This is a genomic window from Sideroxydans sp. (assembly GCF_054604835.1).
The window spans coordinates 278,276-295,462 of record NZ_JBTSFG010000002.1; the positions used below are offsets into that span (position 1 = coordinate 278,276).

17 protein-coding genes are annotated in these 17,187 nt (G+C 50.5%); all 17 read left to right on the forward strand.

What is annotated here, in order from left to right; translation table 11 throughout:
• The first annotated feature begins 4 nt into the window (after positions 1–4).
• The 17 genes from ACYCZ5_RS04665 to ACYCZ5_RS04745 all read left to right on the forward strand — a co-directional run bounded on the left by ACYCZ5_RS04665 (position 5) and on the right by ACYCZ5_RS04745 (position 17,183).
• Positions 5–1,054, forward strand: coding sequence for a Gfo/Idh/MocA family protein (locus ACYCZ5_RS04665; protein ID WP_461543613.1), 1,050 nt, complete (start codon positions 5–7; stop codon positions 1,052–1,054).
• A 9-nt stretch (positions 1,055–1,063) separates the two neighbouring features.
• Positions 1,064–1,669 carry a D-sedoheptulose-7-phosphate isomerase gene (locus ACYCZ5_RS04670; protein WP_461543614.1) on the forward strand — a complete coding sequence of 202 codons (606 nt, stop codon included), beginning with the start codon at positions 1,064–1,066 and terminating at the stop codon, positions 1,667–1,669.
• Positions 1,670–2,389, forward strand: a complete 720-nt coding sequence (locus tag ACYCZ5_RS04675; protein ID WP_461543615.1) for an SDR family NAD(P)-dependent oxidoreductase — start codon at positions 1,670–1,672, stop codon at positions 2,387–2,389.
• Positions 2,382–3,452, forward strand: a complete 1,071-nt coding sequence (locus tag ACYCZ5_RS04680) for an AroB-related putative sugar phosphate phospholyase (cyclizing) (RefSeq protein WP_461543616.1) — start codon at positions 2,382–2,384, stop codon at positions 3,450–3,452. The genes ACYCZ5_RS04675 and ACYCZ5_RS04680 overlap by 8 nt, the downstream gene beginning before the upstream one ends.
• Positions 3,449–4,381 (forward strand): phosphoglycerate dehydrogenase, encoded by a 933-nt coding sequence (locus ACYCZ5_RS04685; protein WP_461543617.1) that lies wholly within the window; start codon positions 3,449–3,451, stop codon positions 4,379–4,381. The genes ACYCZ5_RS04680 and ACYCZ5_RS04685 overlap by 4 nt, the downstream gene beginning before the upstream one ends.
• Before the next feature lie 13 nt (positions 4,382–4,394).
• Positions 4,395–4,892: an acyltransferase gene (locus ACYCZ5_RS04690; RefSeq protein WP_461543618.1), complete on the forward strand. Its 498-nt coding sequence runs from the start codon at positions 4,395–4,397 to the stop codon at positions 4,890–4,892.
• 174 nt (positions 4,893–5,066) lie between these two features.
• A complete protein-coding gene (locus ACYCZ5_RS04695) occupies positions 5,067–5,474 on the forward strand; it encodes a hypothetical protein (RefSeq protein ID WP_461543619.1) in 408 nt (135 codons plus the stop codon).
• Positions 5,471–6,244, forward strand: a complete 774-nt coding sequence (gene rfbF, locus ACYCZ5_RS04700; protein ID WP_461543620.1) for a glucose-1-phosphate cytidylyltransferase — start codon at positions 5,471–5,473, stop codon at positions 6,242–6,244. Before ACYCZ5_RS04695 ends, rfbF begins: the two co-directional genes overlap by 4 nt.
• Positions 6,241–9,174 carry an FAD-binding and (Fe-S)-binding domain-containing protein gene (locus tag ACYCZ5_RS04705; RefSeq protein WP_461543621.1) on the forward strand — a complete coding sequence of 978 codons (2,934 nt, stop codon included), beginning with the start codon at positions 6,241–6,243 and terminating at the stop codon, positions 9,172–9,174. The genes rfbF and ACYCZ5_RS04705 overlap by 4 nt, the downstream gene beginning before the upstream one ends.
• A complete protein-coding gene (locus tag ACYCZ5_RS04710; RefSeq protein WP_461543622.1) occupies positions 9,171–9,551 on the forward strand; it encodes a hypothetical protein in 381 nt (126 codons plus the stop codon). The genes ACYCZ5_RS04705 and ACYCZ5_RS04710 overlap by 4 nt, the downstream gene beginning before the upstream one ends.
• A gap of 44 nt (positions 9,552–9,595) precedes the next feature.
• Positions 9,596–10,699: a CDP-glucose 4,6-dehydratase gene (gene rfbG, locus ACYCZ5_RS04715; protein ID WP_461543623.1), complete on the forward strand. Its 1,104-nt coding sequence runs from the start codon at positions 9,596–9,598 to the stop codon at positions 10,697–10,699.
• Positions 10,684–11,130: a hypothetical protein gene (locus ACYCZ5_RS04720; RefSeq protein ID WP_461543624.1), complete on the forward strand. Its 447-nt coding sequence runs from the start codon at positions 10,684–10,686 to the stop codon at positions 11,128–11,130. The genes rfbG and ACYCZ5_RS04720 overlap by 16 nt, the downstream gene beginning before the upstream one ends.
• Before the next feature lie 96 nt (positions 11,131–11,226).
• A complete protein-coding gene (locus ACYCZ5_RS04725; protein WP_461543625.1) occupies positions 11,227–12,357 on the forward strand; it encodes a DegT/DnrJ/EryC1/StrS family aminotransferase in 1,131 nt (376 codons plus the stop codon).
• 96 nt (positions 12,358–12,453) lie between these two features.
• A complete protein-coding gene (locus ACYCZ5_RS04730) occupies positions 12,454–13,449 on the forward strand; it encodes a sulfotransferase (RefSeq protein WP_461543626.1) in 996 nt (331 codons plus the stop codon).
• The gene (locus ACYCZ5_RS04735) at positions 13,442–14,680 is read left to right on the forward strand and encodes a glycosyltransferase family protein (RefSeq protein WP_461543627.1); all 1,239 of its coding nucleotides are present in this window, start codon (positions 13,442–13,444) and stop codon (positions 14,678–14,680) included. Before ACYCZ5_RS04730 ends, ACYCZ5_RS04735 begins: the two co-directional genes overlap by 8 nt.
• A 285-nt stretch (positions 14,681–14,965) precedes the next feature.
• Positions 14,966–16,207, forward strand: coding sequence for a hypothetical protein (locus ACYCZ5_RS04740; RefSeq protein ID WP_461543628.1), 1,242 nt, complete (start codon positions 14,966–14,968; stop codon positions 16,205–16,207).
• A gap of 49 nt (positions 16,208–16,256) precedes the next feature.
• Positions 16,257–17,183, forward strand: a complete 927-nt coding sequence (locus tag ACYCZ5_RS04745; protein ID WP_461543629.1) for a glycosyltransferase family 2 protein — start codon at positions 16,257–16,259, stop codon at positions 17,181–17,183.
• Positions 17,184–17,187: the final 4 nt, after the last annotated feature.

Here is a 17,187-nt window from a genome sequence, read left to right on the forward strand (position 1 = left end):
TCGAATGTCTGAGTTGAAAGTTGGTATTGCTGGTTACGGGGTGGTAGGTAAGAGACGCAAATCATGTATCGATCGCAATCCGCACATGCGTGTCGTTGCGGTCTGCGATCGCTTTTTTGCAGATTCCGGCACATTAGAAGACGGGACCCGCTACTACCCTGACTACGAAAGCCTATTGAAGGAAGACTTGGACGTATTGATAGTCTGTCTGACAAATGAGATTGCTCCAGACGTGACGATTGCCGGTCTGGAAAAGGGCATGCATGTATTTTGTGAAAAGCCGCCCGGACGCAATGTCGAAGATATCGCACGTGTCATTGTAGTTGCGCGTAAGCATCCAAGCTTAAAGCTTATGTACGGCTTTAATCACCGATACCATGAATCTGTGCAAGATGCGCTAAAGCTGATCCGTTCAGGGCAGCTTGGGCGCATCATCAACATGCGAGGTGTATATGGAAAATCCAAATTAGTCACATTCAACCAGCCCGCATGGAGAACCAAGCGCGAGATAGCCGGTGGAGGCGTTCTGCTAGATCAGGGTATCCATATGGTTGACCTCATGCGTCTGTTTGCCGGGGAATTCGTCGAGGTTCAGAGCTTCATCTCAAACAGCCATTGGGGCTATGACGTCGAAGATAATGCCTATGCCATCATGCGAACTGAAAGCGGGGTCGTTGGCATGATGAACTCATCTGCAACACAGTGGCGCCATCGCTTCCATCTTGATATCAATCTGGACTACGGCAGCATCATCCTGGGAGGCATCCTCTCCGGCTCAAAGAGCTATGGTGCGGAAACCCTAAGCGTCGTGACCGCTGATCCTGACAACGATAACGGTGATCCTAAAGAACAACTGACGCGATATAACCGCGATCCCTCCTGGGATGAGGAGATCACTGCCTTCGCGACAGCCATTATTGACGATACGCCGATAGGAAGTGGTTCGGCTGAAGACGCCTTCAATACCATGAAACTGGTGTACAAAATCTATCATGCTGATCCTGCATGGAGAAAGACATATAACATTTCCAACCCAGATGACATCACCATTTGAAAGAACGGCATGAACAACATAGAAAAAATATTCGATCAGGATCCGGCAATATTTGCGCAGTCATACATTAGCTATCTGTCTGAAGTTCTGGGAAAGATTAATCCGCAAGAAGTCGCTCGCTTCATCGCGACTTTGCTTGATGCGAGGGAGCGCGGTGCGACAGTATTTTTCATGGGGAACGGAGGCAGCGCCGCAACAGCGAGTCACTTTGCCAATGACCTTGCTATTGGAACAAATTCATACCATAAGCCATTTCGCGTACTGTCCATTACCGACAATCAAGCAGTTGTAACTGCAATTGCGAATGACTATGGGATGGAAGATGTATTCGAGCGCCAACTCCGTGTGCTGGGGCAGGCCGGTGACGTTGTTGTCGGAATTTCAGCCTCCGGCAATTCAGCGAATTTACTAAAAGCTTTCGATGCCGCGAAAGAGCTCAAGATTAAGTCGGTGGCACTTACCGCATTCGACGGTGGAAAAATGAAGCTGATAGCTGACGAATGTATCCATGTTCCGACAGGCATGAAAGAGTACGGGCCCGCCGAAGATGCGCATATGGTGCTTGATCACCTTGTTGGCGCCTATTTGATACAGCTGGTCAAACGGGGCGGCTAAGTGTCACTGCCACTGCAGGGAAAAAAAGTGGTTGTTACTGGTGCAAGCCGGGGTATAGGGCTGGCCATTGCGCGTGAATTTGGCGCACTCGGCGCGCATGTGATCGGTACCCGAACAAGTGCGACAGAGGAAATTGGCGAATGTTCGGAGTGGATTGCGGCGGACTTTTCCGATAAGGAGCAGATTCACGCCTGCGCTGAAGCCGTGCAGAAGCACGAGCCGGATATCCTTATCAATAATGCAGGCATCAACAAGATCGGACCTTTCGCTGAGATCGACCCAGATGACTTTCTGCTCATACAGCAAGTAAACGTATTCGCTCCCTTCCTGCTTTGCCAGGCAGCTATTCCGGCGATGAAGCGTAGGCAGTGGGGGCGCATCGTCAACATCTCTTCGATATGGGGCAAGATCGGCAAGGAATATCGTGCGCCATACTCGACATCGAAGTTTGCTCTGGACGGCATGACACTTGCCTTGGCGGCTGAACATTCTCGGGATGGGATCTTGGCTAACTGCGTTGCCCCGGGCTTCACTGATACCGAACTTACCCGGCGCGTGCTCGGTGACGAAGGGATACAGCATTTGACCGCCATGGTGCCATCACGTCGCATGGCCTCAACTGAAGAGATAGCGAGATTTGTGGTATGGCTCGGCGGAGTGGGCAATAGCTACATAACTGGTCAGAATATTGCAATTGATGGAGGATTCACCCGTGTTTGAACCAATGCAGATACAGTCGCACAGCGGCCCATATAACGTCAACTTCGTCCCGGATCTTCTTAAAGATATCAACTGTATCCAGGAAGGCTCCCCACATTTTCTGGTGGATGCCAACGTCGCACGCTTGTACGCAGTTCAGCTGGCTCCAGTACTGGCTGACCCCAATACCATCATCATCGAAGCAAATGAAGATAACAAATCAATTGAGCGAGTCATCCCTGTAATTGAACGGATGGTGAACAACAAAATCCGGCGAGATCACGTATTGGTAGCTATAGGCGGAGGGGTGATCCAGGACATCACTTGCTTTATCGCCAGCACTCTGCTGCGCGGAATCGAATGGCGCTTTGTGCCAACCACCCTTTTGGCCCAAGCTGATTCATGTATCGGATCCAAAAGCTCGATCAACCTTGGGCCAGTTAAGAACATTCTGGGCACCTTCAACCCCCCGAAGCAGATATGGATATGCCCGGCTTTTCTCGATACTCTTGAAGCCAAGGATATCCATTCCGGCATCGGCGAGATGCTAAAAGTCCATGCAATCGCAGGCAAAGAGGCTTTCGACCGATTGCGTGCAGATTTCAGCAAATTGACTAGTGATACCCAAGTCTTGCTGACCTACATCAAGGCTGCGCTGTTGATCAAAAAAGGCTACATCGAACAAGACGAATTTGACCGCGGCATCCGTAATATTTTCAACTACGGACACAGCTTCGGGCACGCGATCGAATCGGCGACCAAGTTCGCGATCCCTCACGGAGTTGCGGTTGCGATGGGTGCGGACATGGCAAATCGAATAGCTGTACTTCGCGGCATATTACCGGACAGCGAATACCAGCGCATGCATGGTGTTTTGCGGCAGAACTACGAAGCTTTTGCGCGAGTGACCATCCCCATGGACGAAATGCTTGGGGCGTTGATGAAGGATAAAAAGAACACGGCCACGAACTTGGTCCTGATTTTCCCGGTTGGTGAAAACGCCGAGATACAACGCGTACATGTCCCATCAGACGACACTTTCCGTCGCCAATGCGAACAATTCATAGAGGAGATGCAAGCGTGAAGCGAACAGACAAGATTGCGGTTTGTTCGAGGTCATTCTCTCGAAATCCGGTACTTAGGTCCGAGCTACAGTCAAAATACGAACACGTCACATTCAACGACTCGGGACGTCAGATGGAAGGGGAAGAGTTAGTGGCTTTCCTGCACGGGCACGATAAAGCTATTACGGCTCTGGAAAAGATCAATGAGTCTGTACTTTCGCAGCTGCCGGACCTGCAGGCAATCGGCAAGTATGGTGTCGGACTGGATATGATCGATATGGATGCGATGAGAAAGTTCGGCAAGCGACTGGGCTGGTCAGGCGGCGTGAATCGCCGCTCGGTATCTGAATTGGTTATTGCATTTGCCATATCGCTACTAAGACATGTACCTGAAGCGCAACGCGAAGTTCTGGGTGGTACATGGCGTCAACATGTCGGCGGATTGCTGTCGGGACGTACGGTCGGAATCATAGGCTGCGGCCACATCGGCAAAGATTTAGCGGAACTGCTTCAGCCGTGGGGCTGCAAGTTATTGTCGAATGACATTCTGGACTTCCCCGAATTCTATGCAAAGAACAATGTGACCGCAGTAAGCCTGGACGAACTTCTGGCGCAATCGGATATCGTCACGTTACACGTCCCACTTGACGCAACGACCCATAACCTTCTTTCCGCCGAAAAGTTAAGAAAGATGAAGCCTAGCGCACTTCTGATCAATGCGGCGCGCGGAGGCTTGGTAGATGAAATTGAACTTAAAAAGATGCTTGCCGCAAAGGAGCTTGCAGCGGCGGCGTTCGACGTCTTTGCGGTTGAGCCACCGCAGGATACCGAACTGCTTCATTTGCCAAATTTCATTGTGACGCCGCATATAGGTGGCAGCGCAGAAGAGGCGATCATTGAGATGGGACGCTCTGCGATACGTGGATTGGAAGAGAATGCGATTCCCTAGGATTGCTTACGCTATGAAATCAATTGTTAAATGGATTATTAGAGTTACCAAGCCTTACGTGTGGCGTTTAGCCGAAGCATATGACATTAAAGTAGAGCGGCATTGCCATCCATCCGGCCAATATCCCCTCGACGTTGCAGATGGGCCAGAAATGGCTCGGCATCATATTCCAAAGTCTGTCTACTTCAATACTCGTAGCGGGAGAATTTCAGTGGGGAAGAATGTGATTTTTGGAGAAGATGTAAAGGTGCTTACCGGAAAACATATGAATATTGAGGAAGCAAATGTGGCAGGAGTAAGCCTCCACCATGTTCCAGAAGGAAGAAGAGATATCATAATTGAGGAAGGATGCTACATCGGAAGTGGCGCAATCATTGTTGGGCCAGTAATGATCGGCAATCATTCCGTAATCGGTGCGGGGGCAGTCGTTACAAGGGATGTGCCACCGCAAACTTTCGTAGCCGGCGTTCCAGCCAAAGTCGTGCGTACCTTGTCTGCGTCTGGCGCTTAGAAATAAGGCTGAAGTTGGAACAACTCCAGTTTATAGCCGCCTCCGACGTTGGAAGCCCCGGCATTAGTGCGGTGGTGAATCTGCGGTACGAAATCGAAGGCATTTACGTTCCGGATACAGCTTTGAATTAGAAATTATCTGCTGGCTCGGCAGCTAGCATGTCGGTGCAGGCACGTGATTAGTGAGAAAGATGCTGCATCGATGTGGCTTGCGCAAACAAAAAGCTTGGAAAGTTTTGTTGCTAGGTGTCGCTTATGCCTCGTACCGCAAAGCTATTGCATTCGGCCGCTGCATGAACATAGCGGCTCATTTTGGCCAGCTATGCTGGGTATGGAGCATATTCAATCAGGCAACGATTCTTTGGCAGAGTGCATTCAAACCGCGTTGAAAGATAACGGTGCGCCGGCAACGCGCGCGCGAGAATGTTCAAATGAAGCAGTCCTCGGCTGCCGTAATGCGCTTGGATGCAATTTATCGAAGCAGCTGCCTGTGCCTTCCGGGCGCTTGCTGAAGCAAGAGTGGTGGGGTGGTGTGCGCTACAAGAATATTGCATTGTTAAGGAAAGGAACTGAGAGATCATGAAAGTACTGCTATTGGCAGGCGGATTGGGAACGCGCCTGAGCGAAGAGACGGACATCCGACCCAAGCCGATGGTGGAGATCGGCGGTAGGCCGATCCTGTGGCACATCATGAAAATGTACTCGCAGTATGGCCATAACGATTTCATCGTACTGCTTGGCTACAAGGGTTATTACATCAAGGAATATTTCGCGAACTACTTCTTGCATCAGAGTGACGTGACCATCGATCTCTCTACCAATAAGTTGGAAGTTCATAACAACAAGAGCGAGCCTTGGCGTATCACCCTGCTTGATACAGGGGCGGAAACCATGACCGGGGGGCGTATAAAACGCGCACAGCCCTACGTGGGCAACGAAACCTTCATGTTGACTTACGGAGATGGCGTCAGTGATGTGAACATGGATGAATTGCTGGCGAGTCACCGTAAGCATGGCAAAGCACTGACCATGACATCCGTGCAGCCGGACGGCAGGTTCGGTACATTTGCTTCGGATGAATCCGGCAAAGTGACGCAGTTCCTGGAAAAGCCGAAAGGCGACGGATCGTGGATCAATGGCGGCTTCTTCGTTTGTGAACCGCAAGTGTTTGATAGCATCCAGCAGGGTGATGCCACGGTTTTCGAGCAAGCACCGCTCCAAGGGCTTGCGGAAGCGGGAGAGCTGTTTACCTACCGCCACGAAGGATTCTGGAAATGCATGGATACGATGCGCGATAAGAGTGATTTGAACCAGATGTGGCAAAGCGGTCAGGCCAAGTGGAAGACTTGGTGAGCGAAAAGACTGAACGCAAAGACGCCATGCCGCAACACAATTTGGCCGCACTTGAAGCCGCCCTGAAGGCGTGCGTAGATGGAGAAGTATGCTTCGATGCAGGCAGCCGTGCCGTCTATGCATCGGACGCATCGAATTATCGCCAGATCCCGATTGGCGTTGTCATGCCGCGCAGCTTGGAAGGCATCATAGGAACGGTGAAGATCTGCCGAGAATTCGATGTGCCGATTCTGCCTCGCGGCGGCGGTACTTCGCAAAACGGACAGTGCGTCAATGTCGCGGTGGTGATCGATACCTCGAAGTATCTGAACCGCGTTCTGTCGCTCGATGAAGCCGCCGAAATCGCCTTGGTAGAACCGGGTGTGGTTTGCGACACACTGCGCGACGAAGCAGAAAAGCATCACCTCACTTTCGGCCCGGATCCTGCGACACACAGCCGCTGTACGCTGGGCGGGATGATAGGAAACAACTCATGCGGTGCTCATTCGATGATGGCGGGCAAGACCGTGGAGAATATCGAAGCGCTTGAGTTGTTGACCTATGATGGAGCGCGCTTCTGGGCAGGGCCGACTTCGGAAGATGAGCTGGCCTCCATCATCGCTTCAGGTGGTCGGCGTGGCGAGATCTACGCCAAGTTGCGCGATCTGCGTGACCGTTATGCAGAATTGATCCGCGCACGTTTTCCCAAGATCAAGCGCCGCGTTTCCGGCTACAACCTAGATCAACTGCTGCCGGAGAATGGCTTCAACGTGGCACGGGCGCTGGTGGGCAGTGAGGGTACCTGTGCCCTGATTTTGCAAGCCAGAACGAAGCTTGTGCACAGCCCGCAGAAGCGCGTGCTGCTGGTGTTGGGCTACCCCGACATCTATTGTGCAGGGGATGCCGTTCCGGAGATATTGCCCTTCCAGCCTATTGCGATGGAAGGCTTGGATTATCGGATTATCGGTGGCCTGCAAGAGCGTGGCCTGAAGCAAGCAGACATTGGATTGTTGCCCCCGGGACAGGCTTGGCTGATGGTCGAGTTCGGCGCGGAGACTCATGAGAAAGCGGTTGCCAAAGCGAACGCGTTGCGAGCACATCTTTCAGGACTGCCTGGAGCGCCAAGTTTTTCTCTGGTAGATGAATCGCCGTTGCAGCACCGCATTTGGGGTATTCGAGAGACAGGTGCTTCGGCAACAGCGATGAGCCTGGATCCTTCGCGACCTGATCCGGTAGTTGGCTGGGAAGACGCGGCAGTAGACCCGCTTCATTTAGGAGACTACCTGCGCGAATTCCAAGCCCTGGTAGATCGCTATGGATACGATACCTCGCTATACGGACATTTCGGCGATGGCTGTATCCATGCACGAATCACGTTCGATCTGCGCAGCTCAGAAGGAGTACGAATATGGAGAAACTTCCTGAAGGAAGCTGCGCATCTGGTCGTCAAATTCGGCGGCTCGCTATCCGGTGAGCACGGCGACGGGCAGGCTAAGGCTGAATTCTTGCCCATTATGTATGGCGAAGAACTGATGCGGGCGTTCAACGAATTCAAAGCGATCTGGGATCCGCTAAACCGCATGAACCCTCACAAGCTGGTGAATGCCTACCGCGCAGACGAAAACCTGCGGATGGGGCCGGACTACGAACCGATACGACTACAAACCGTTTTTTCTTATGCCCAAACGGGCGGTGATTTTACTCGCGCCGTGGAGCATTGCATCGGCACGGGCAAGTGTCGGGCGAAGGATGCAGGAACCATGTGTCCTAGTTACCGGGCCACAGGGGAAGAGCGTTATTCAACACGCGGTCGCGCGCGGTTGTTCTTCGAGATGTTGCGCGGCGAGGTAATAACGGAAGCGTGGGATAGCAAGGAGATTCTGGAGGCTCTGGAGCTTTGCCTGGCCTGCAAGGGCTGCAAGAGCGACTGCCCTACGCATGTCGACATGGCCACATTCAAGGCCGAGTTCCTGTCCCATTACTATGCCAAACGGCACCGACCGATCCAAGCCTACAGCATGGGTATGATCCAGCATTGGGCACCGACAGTTGCGCAACTGCCGCGTATCGCCAACTTCTTCACTCAGACGCCATTCGTTCGCGCAGCAGTAAAAAGCCTAACTGGCATCGCGCAAAGCAGAGTGATGCCGCGCTTCGCCCTGAGCAGCTTCAGGAAGAGAATTGCTGCGCGGCAGATGGCCACTGCCGATTCGCGCCAGCAAGTGATCCTGTGGCCAGACACATTCAATGACTTTTTTCGACCTGAAACTGCGATGGCGGCAGTGGAAGTACTGGAGCATTTCGGCTTCCAAGTGACCATTCCACGCCGTGCACTTGAATGCGGCAGGCCGCTGTATGACTTCGGAATGGTGGAGCAGGCAAAAGAAAACCTGCGCATTATCATGGATGAGCTGAACGCCGAGATCGAGGCAGGCATTCCTATCATCGGTCTTGAGCCGTCGACAGTCTCGGTATTCCGGGACGAATTGCCAGATCTGTTCCCTGAAGATTCGCGAGCCAAAATCCTGAGTCGCCAAGTATATGCATTTAGTGAATTCATGATGTCGCGCAGCGAACTAAACTTGCCCCAACTTGAACGCCGAAAAGCAATCTTGCAAGTGCATTGCCATCACAAATCAGTACTTGATGCGCGCTCAGAGGCAGAGCTGCTCAGAAAACTAGGGCTGACAGTCGAAACGCCAGAAACAGGGTGCTGCGGGATGTCCGGCTCATTCGGATTTAAGCCCGATCACTACGATCTTTCGGTGAAACTTGGCGAGCGAGCATTACTGCCTGCAGTGCGCAGCGCGGAAGCACAAACATTGATTGTTGCTAGCGGCTACAGTTGCCGAGAACAGATTGAGCAGGGTACACAACGACAAACGTTGCATGTTGCAGAAGTAATGCGACTTGCATTGCAGACAACTAACCGAACAGGAGAGCATGCATGAGCAAACCAGTATTTTTTGACCACATCGAAGCGCATGTGGAGAACATCCCGCAATACTGCGAGTTTCTGGTGAGCTTGTTTCAAGGCGGACGATATAAAGTGATCAGTGAAACAGGTACCTCGATGTTTGCCAGCAATGACGGTATCCATTTTGAAATCAAACAGAAGAAAGTGACGGGCCGGCCAGCTGCGGCAGGATTCTGCAACCCCTGTCTGAGAATGGAAAATGCCAAAGAATTCATTGAGAATCAGCTAAAATTGAAAATCATCAAGACAGTCTCCAACCCTGATGGCGACTGTCATTTTTTTGATGACCATGAAGGCATCACTTGGCATGTGAAGGATTATCTTGTCAGAGATAAATTCGTTAACTGGTAATCCATAGCCCGAACTTGGAAACATCACAAACCTTAAGACAAAACATGTTTAACAATATTTACTCAGGCAAGAAAGTGCTCATCACGGGCCACACAGGATTCAAGGGAAGTTGGCTCTCCACTTGGCTCCTTAAACTTGGCGCTAAAGTCGTCGGAATCTCGAAAGATATTCCCACCGAGCCTTCGATGTTTGAAGAGTTGCATTTGGCCGGACGCATTAGCCATCATGTGGCAGATATTCGCAATCTCGCTGAAATGAAAAAGATCATTCACGACGAGCAGCCGGATTTCTTGTTTCATCTGGCCGCGCAGGCGATCGTATCGGTTTCATACTCTGATCCGGTTGAAACCATGACCTCCAATGTGGTCGGCACAATGAATGTGCTGGAAGCCTTGCGTGAGGTTGAACATCCATGCGTCGCGGTGCTTATCACCAGTGATAAATGCTATGACAACGTCGAGTGGGTGTGGGGTTATCGCGAGACCGACGCGATGGGAGGCAAAGACGTATACAGCGGCTCAAAGGGCGCTGCCGAGTTGGTGATCAAGTCATACGTGAACTCGTTCTTCATGAAAGGCGACCATCCGGTGCGCATCGGCATCGGCCGGGCCGGGAATGTCATTGGCGGCGGGGATTGGGCAAAGGATCGCATTGTGGTGGATTGCATGCGTGCCTGGAACGAAGGGCGTGCGGTCGAGATCCGCAGCCCGCAAGCTACGCGACCTTGGCAGCATGTGCTTGAGCCTTTGAGCGGCTACCTTGCATTGGGCGCTGCGCTTGCGGCCGATCGTCAACTGCACGGCGAAGCATTCAATTTTGGCCCGCGCGCAGAGCAGAACCGTACCGTGGTGGATTTGCTTACCGAGTTGGGCAAGCACTGGGGTTTTGCAAGCCCGGAAGAAGCTTGCCGTGTCACCGACAACATCCCCTTCCATGAGGCGGGCCTCCTCAAGCTGAGTTGTGATAAGGCACTGTTCCATCTTAAATGGGAAGCGACACTGAGCTATGGTGAAACTATCCGTCTGATTGGCGAATGGTATTCCGGCTACTACCGGGAGAAAGCCGACATGTACAGTCTTACGTTGGAGCAGATCGCTTCGTATGAAGCATTCGCCGGAGAGCGGGACAGGGTATGGATCAAGAACTGATATCGGGCTTGCTGCTTACCCCGGAGAAACGCATCGCCCATCCCAAGGGGGATGTCCTGCATGCTATGAAAAGCTCAAGTCCGGGATTTGTGGGCTTCGGCGAAGCCTATTTTTCGACAGTGGCTACGGGAGAGACCAAAGGCTGGAAGCGCCATCAACGGGCTACATTGAATTTGGTCGTGCCAATGGGGCTGGTACGTTTCGTGGTGTATGACGACCGGCCGTCGAGCATTAGTTTTGGTCGGTTTAATGATTTTCTGCTGGGTGGAGAGAATCATGCCCGCCTGACCATACCGCCCGGTTTGTGGGTCGCATTTCGAGGAATTGGAGAGCAAGGCAACATGCTGATCAATCTTTCCAATGAAGAGCATGATCCGGCCGAGGCGAACAATGTTCCTCTATCGGACATTCCTTTCGACTGGAACTCATGAGAGCCAATTCCTTTGGCGGATCACGCCCGCTCGCCTGGCAGTCAAGAATCGCCGCCATTTTTTAACTTCCTCCTACGATCAGCGCAAGCACATAATATGCAAAACGTTATCCGACTATCCAAATCCTGCGTCGGGCAGGAAGAGTCAACAGCACTGGCAAAAGTAATCGAAGCGGGTTATCTCGGCATGGGCAAGGATGTGCAGGCGTTCGAAGATGAATTGCGTGCATATCTGGAGACGCCGCTTGAAGTGATATGCGTAAACACAGGCACGGCAGCCCTTCATTTAGCATTGAGCGGACTCGATATCGGGCCGGGGGATGAGGTGCTTGTACCTTCGATCACCTACGTTGCTTCATTCCAGGCGATCTCTGCTGCCGGGGCACGTGCGGTAGCCTGCGACGTGACTCCTGATAGGGTGTTTATCGATTTGGCTGATGCTAAACGCCGTATCACACCCCGCACTAAGGCCATCATGCCTGTGCATTACGCCAGCGACAGCCAGGGCATGGATGAGGTATATGTCTTTGCGCATGAATTTGGTTTGCGAGTGATAGAGGATGCGGCGCATGGATTCGGCTGTATGCGCGGGGGTAAGCGTATCGGCATCGAGGGGGATGTGATTTGCTTTAGTTTCGATGGAATAAAAAACATAACCTCCGGTGAAGGGGGGGCTGTGCTGACCGGTGATGCCGAGTTGTCCAAAAGGATCAAGGATGCGCGTCTATTGGGCGTGGAACACGATACAGAAATGCGCTACAAGGGCTCGCGCAGTTGGACGTTCGACGTCCACCATCAGGGTTTTCGTTACCACATGAGCAATCTCATGGCTGCGATAGGTCGCGAACAACTGAAAAAAATTGGAAGATTTGGCGAGCATCGCAAGGCTTGCGTGGCTCGCTATCGCGAGGGATTGAAGGGGGCCAAGGGGCTGGTGTTCCTGGAGCTGGACTACGCGAATATTGTCTCTCACATCTTTGTTGTGCGCATTGTTGATGGACGGCGCGATGCATTGATGGAGAAGTTGCGGGCCAACAAAATAGAGTGTGGAATTCACTACATGCCAAACCATTTGCTGGATTATTTTGCGACAGATCATTCGTTGCCAATAGCTGAGAAGTTGGGTGGGGAACTGTTGAGCCTGCCGCTGCATGCGGAACTGTCAACGGCAGATCAGGATAGGGTGATTGCAGAAGTTTTAGGATTCTTGACCGACAGTCAGCTATAAGGATGCGCAGTAGCTAAAGCGCGTTGTATCTCTTGGAAGATTGCAATAAATCGGCTTGCTCATTACGGCGGAGCTAGGCCTAACGTAGGTGTTTCAATGAAAATCATCGATCTAAGCGGTTTTATGTTTTCCGGAAAAGCAGCGGTTAGCGATCTTTTGCGCGAGTTTGATGGCGTATACGTTCCAAATTATCGGGTCGAATTTGATTTGCTGAGGATGCCGGGGGGATTGATTGACCTGAAAAATGCCGTGATGGATTGGTCGCCGGTTAGAACTTATGCAGCAGTATGCCGGTTCGATCAGTTGGTGAACACGCTGGCACTTTCACCACGCTTTCCGGCGAAGCTATTTAAGACCGGCTTTGGGTATACCCAGCACTACCCGAATATCGTGCGTCTGAAAGAAGAATTTTTGCGTTCAATTATGGCCGTTCAGTGGGATACGCCATGGCCATACGCGGATATTGACGATGGTCCAGTTGATACGTTTGTGCGTAAAATTTACAGCAAGCTGTCCATAAGCAAATCAAGGAAATATTTTCTGGTGGATAAGGATAGTTTTCTGCCTGCCGCTCAAAAATTCATCCAAAGTTTGCTAATGGATGGCGTTGGCAAAGACGTTCGGGGCATATTAGTTACACACAATGCGCTGGAGCCTTTTTTGCCGGGAAGAAATCTTGATCTTCTGGGGGCCGATGCTAAATGCATCGTTGTTGATAGGGATCCAAGAGATATTTATGCGACTGCAATAACCAGCCAAGTGGGTTTTAACGACAATCTCCAGTTGTATCGCCGCATTGCGGGAGCGCATGATTTGGACGTGTACATAAAACGATATTTAACCTATCGCCAAAATACTGAATCGGATGAGAGCCGCGTGCTTAGATTGGATTTCCGGGATCTTGTATTAAATTACGATGAGTCGCTGCGTAAAATTTGCGAATTCACTGGATTGGCGACGACGCAACAGATCCACAAAAAATTGTATTTCGATCCGGAGAAATCCAGGAGTAATCTGGATCTGTGGAAACGCGAGGAATTGGCCTCTTACCAAAACGATTTTTCCCGCATCGCTGCAGAGTGTAATGCGTAGAATAATTCTGTATTTTCCCTATCGGGGGGTCGGTGGGGTTTCTCTGCTATTTCAGCGCTTGTCAGGTTATCTGGTCGGATTGCGGAAAGTATTTCTTGTTGATTTTCATGATGGATTTATGGCGAAATCCACGCCGAAAGGCGTGGAGCTTGTCAATTTTGATACCGTAACACATTATCCTTCTGATGCAGTTCTTGTTGTTCAGTCCCTTTCGCCGTGGAATATTCGTGATGCAGACAAGTTCGACGACGATACTCGCGTATTGTTTTGGAATCTTCATCCACTAAATTTCTACCCTTATATTTTTTCTTTACACTCGGCCAATCGATGGAAAGCACTGGTAGCAAAACTGCTAATGCCGCTTTCGATATTCCGACGTCGCAAGCTTGCGAGAATCGTACAATATTTATCCGCTCGGAATGCTCTCGTGTTCATGGACGGGGAGAATTACGAGAGGACTTCAGCCTTTTTCCCCGGCAGCATTATCCATAAGCGGCTGTTGCCGATTTTGTCACCAGCAGGCAAGCAGTCGAACAAAGAGCTTGGACGAGAATTGCAGTGCTGCTGGATCGGGCGCATCGTTGACTTTAAATTGCATATTCTGCTGCATCTGATTGGGCGGCTGGATGAGGCTACTTCAATCGCTGGTCCGATACATATGACCGTGGTTGGCGATGGAGAAAGCCTTGAGCATTTGAAGGCTGAGGCGGTGGTGTATGAAAATATTAAACTGACTTTTGTGCCCAATGTTCCTCCTGATCAGTTGGATGATTTTATTGGCAAGCATGTCGACGTTCTATTCGGAATGGGCACTAGCGCGCTGGAAGGAGCAAGCAGATCCGTGCCGACTATTCTATTGGACTACTCGTATTACCCGATCAAGGGTTTGTACAGATTTAAATATATTTTTGAGGCGGCGGATTATTCATTGGCCGAGCTGATTCAAGAAGAGCGCCATATGGAGCAAATTTCAACATTTTGGAGCAAGTTGCTTGAAATTCGAACCAATAACAGCGCTATTCGGCAATCCTGCTACAACTATTGGCTGCAGCATTATTCTCCCGAGGCGGTTACTCAATCGTTCCTGAGCCATGCCGATGGCACGACCGCAACGATTGGCGAAATGCGGAGGCTGGGTTTGTTTCATGGGGATCGTGTTTCGCTTACAATGAAAAAAACATTGCGAATATGGAAAACACCAAACAGTAACCACGGGTTCCTGGAAAATTAACCCGGCTCGGGATTGATCACGGCTCCCGCTAAACCCCTCATCGGCCTAATGGAATGTCGATGAAGGTGTGCGTTGCAATCTGATGGCTGGAGTATGCGGAAATTGAGTGAATGATCTTTATCTATACTGCTTGGCGAAATTTGATTCTTTCGGGCGCTTCAGTGTGTCTGCCTCTCATGGGCGCTGCACATGCGTAGACTACTAGATGCGTTTAGCCTTATCGCCATACTTCTATGCACGCTAACTGCAATCTATGCGGTCGACATTTGGGCTTTGCTAGCGTGCATGCTGTTGATGGTTGTGCATCCTCTCAGGCGCTGCCCGTCACTCTATTACTTGTCTTTTGTATTTAGTCTCCACTATACGATTCGCTACTTCTTTCTTCAGGGTTTGGAGCACGACTATTTGTATGATGTGACCGGTGAGACCAAGTCCTACTTGGGCATGTTCCTGCTCATTTCGTCTGTTTTCTACAGCCTGCTGGCCATTTCAGTACATTACTCATCCGGACGCTACCGAACGGATTCGTTGGCAAAATCCGAGCTGAGAGGGCTTAGGGGGTATGCAAATCTTGGAAGGCTCTCGATTATTCTATTCGCCGCCCCGGTCATGTCTGGAGTCTATTCGATCGGACGGGAAATTGAGAGTGTGGTTGGTCGACTTGTGGTGCGCGCAAGTTTGTTCTTGCAGTACTTTCAGGTTTTCATCTTTTTCTCTCCGAGCGTCCTGGTTATTTTGTTCTATTTGGCACTGCTCTCGGCTTCATTGATTATTTTTGGTTCCAAGGCATTCATCTATACGTTGGCACTTTTATACTTGTATTACGCGGTCATTGCGAATGTAAGATTCAATTACTTGGTGATGGCGATCTTCTCAGTCCTGCTTGTGATATCGATCATGATGTTCGATGTCATGCTCGCCTATCGCTCTACTAACGAAATAAACCTGGATCTGGCGTTTAACTTCAGCGGGCGAGAAAGTTTTTTTGATTCCTTAAATGCGCTGGCAAATAGAGTGGGGGGGCGCTTCGGAGGTCTTGATACCAGTTTAGTATATGGCTTGCGCGAGGCGTCATATAGTATTCAAGATATGGGATACGAGCTTGTTACCGCGATTAATAATTTCATTTTCGGGATCAAGATACCTATCCCTGCTGACTTTATTCCGTCAGAGATGCGCACCGCATATATTTTTCGGGACTATGACTTCTCCGCACACCTGGAAGGGCTGAGACATACCGACTCGATGTTTGGTTTGTCTCGGTTCATTTCGGTCGAGTATGGATTTGGCTTGTTGCTGTTTCTACTGTGCTTGTTGCTCCCGTTTATAGCGTTTAAGGGTGGAAATTACTACTTGGATATAGCTTTCAAAATGTTTTTTTTCAATGAAGTGCTGATTGGCGGGGCCTTCTCGACGCTGTTCCGTTTAGCGATTGAGATCGGAATCATTTATATGATTCTGAAATTGCCTTTCGTGCGTCGCATTCTGGGTGCTCGTGCGATGCAGCCTAAAGCTACGGCGAGTTAATTTGCTTTACCAAGCGGCCTATAAATAAAGGCGTATCTGGGGATTTTTGATGACGGATGTTGTAATCAAACATGGCGCAATGGAAAATCATCCGCTGATCAGCGTGATTATGAATTGCTATAACAGTGCCCAATATTTGCGCGAGTCTATCGATAGCGTACTGGCGCAAACCTACCCGCATTGGGAGATTGTTTTCTGGGATAACCAGTCCACTGATGAGAGCGCGGAGATATTTAATAGCTATTCGGATCCAAGGCTGAAATATTATTATGCCCCTGTTCACGCGAGGCTCGGGGAGGCACGAAATCAGGCTGTAATGCAAGCGCGAGGTGAATGGGTTGGCTTCCTCGATTGTGATGATATTTGGCTGCCGAAGAAGCTGGAAAAGCAGGTCGCTATCATTGCTGAGGAGAGCGAAGACCTTGGGCTGGTTTATGGCCAGATGCTGGTATTGGACAACCGTTCCGATTTGGCCTCTCAATGGTCGGGACGAATGAGTAAATACGCACGAAAGACACTATTGAAGACTTTGCCGGAAGGGCGTATTTTCGACCAACTCCTGTTGCTGGATTTCATTCCGCTCGTTACCGCGATTGTAAGAACTGAACTGTATCGGGATGTGGGCGGGGTATCCGATCATTTTGAGATGGCTGAGGATTATGACCTTTTCGTAAAGATCGCCGCGTTGAAAAAAGCCAGGGCCGTACAAAGTGTAATAGGGCTATACCGGATACATCAATCCAACACTTCAATTCTCAAGCTTGAAAAAGGATTTCAGGAAAACCTGGAAATTGTAAGTCGATACCTGCCAGCTCCTTCTGCGGCAAGAGGAGTGGAATTTCACTATTCGTACTATGCGCTGATGAAAGTGAGGACCGGAGAAATTTGGGCGGGTGTGATTTGCTTTATATCCAAGGGGCGATGGTCGAGCTTATTGACTTTGTTCAGGCTTAAGCTTTTCCGCAATTTGGCATGACCGT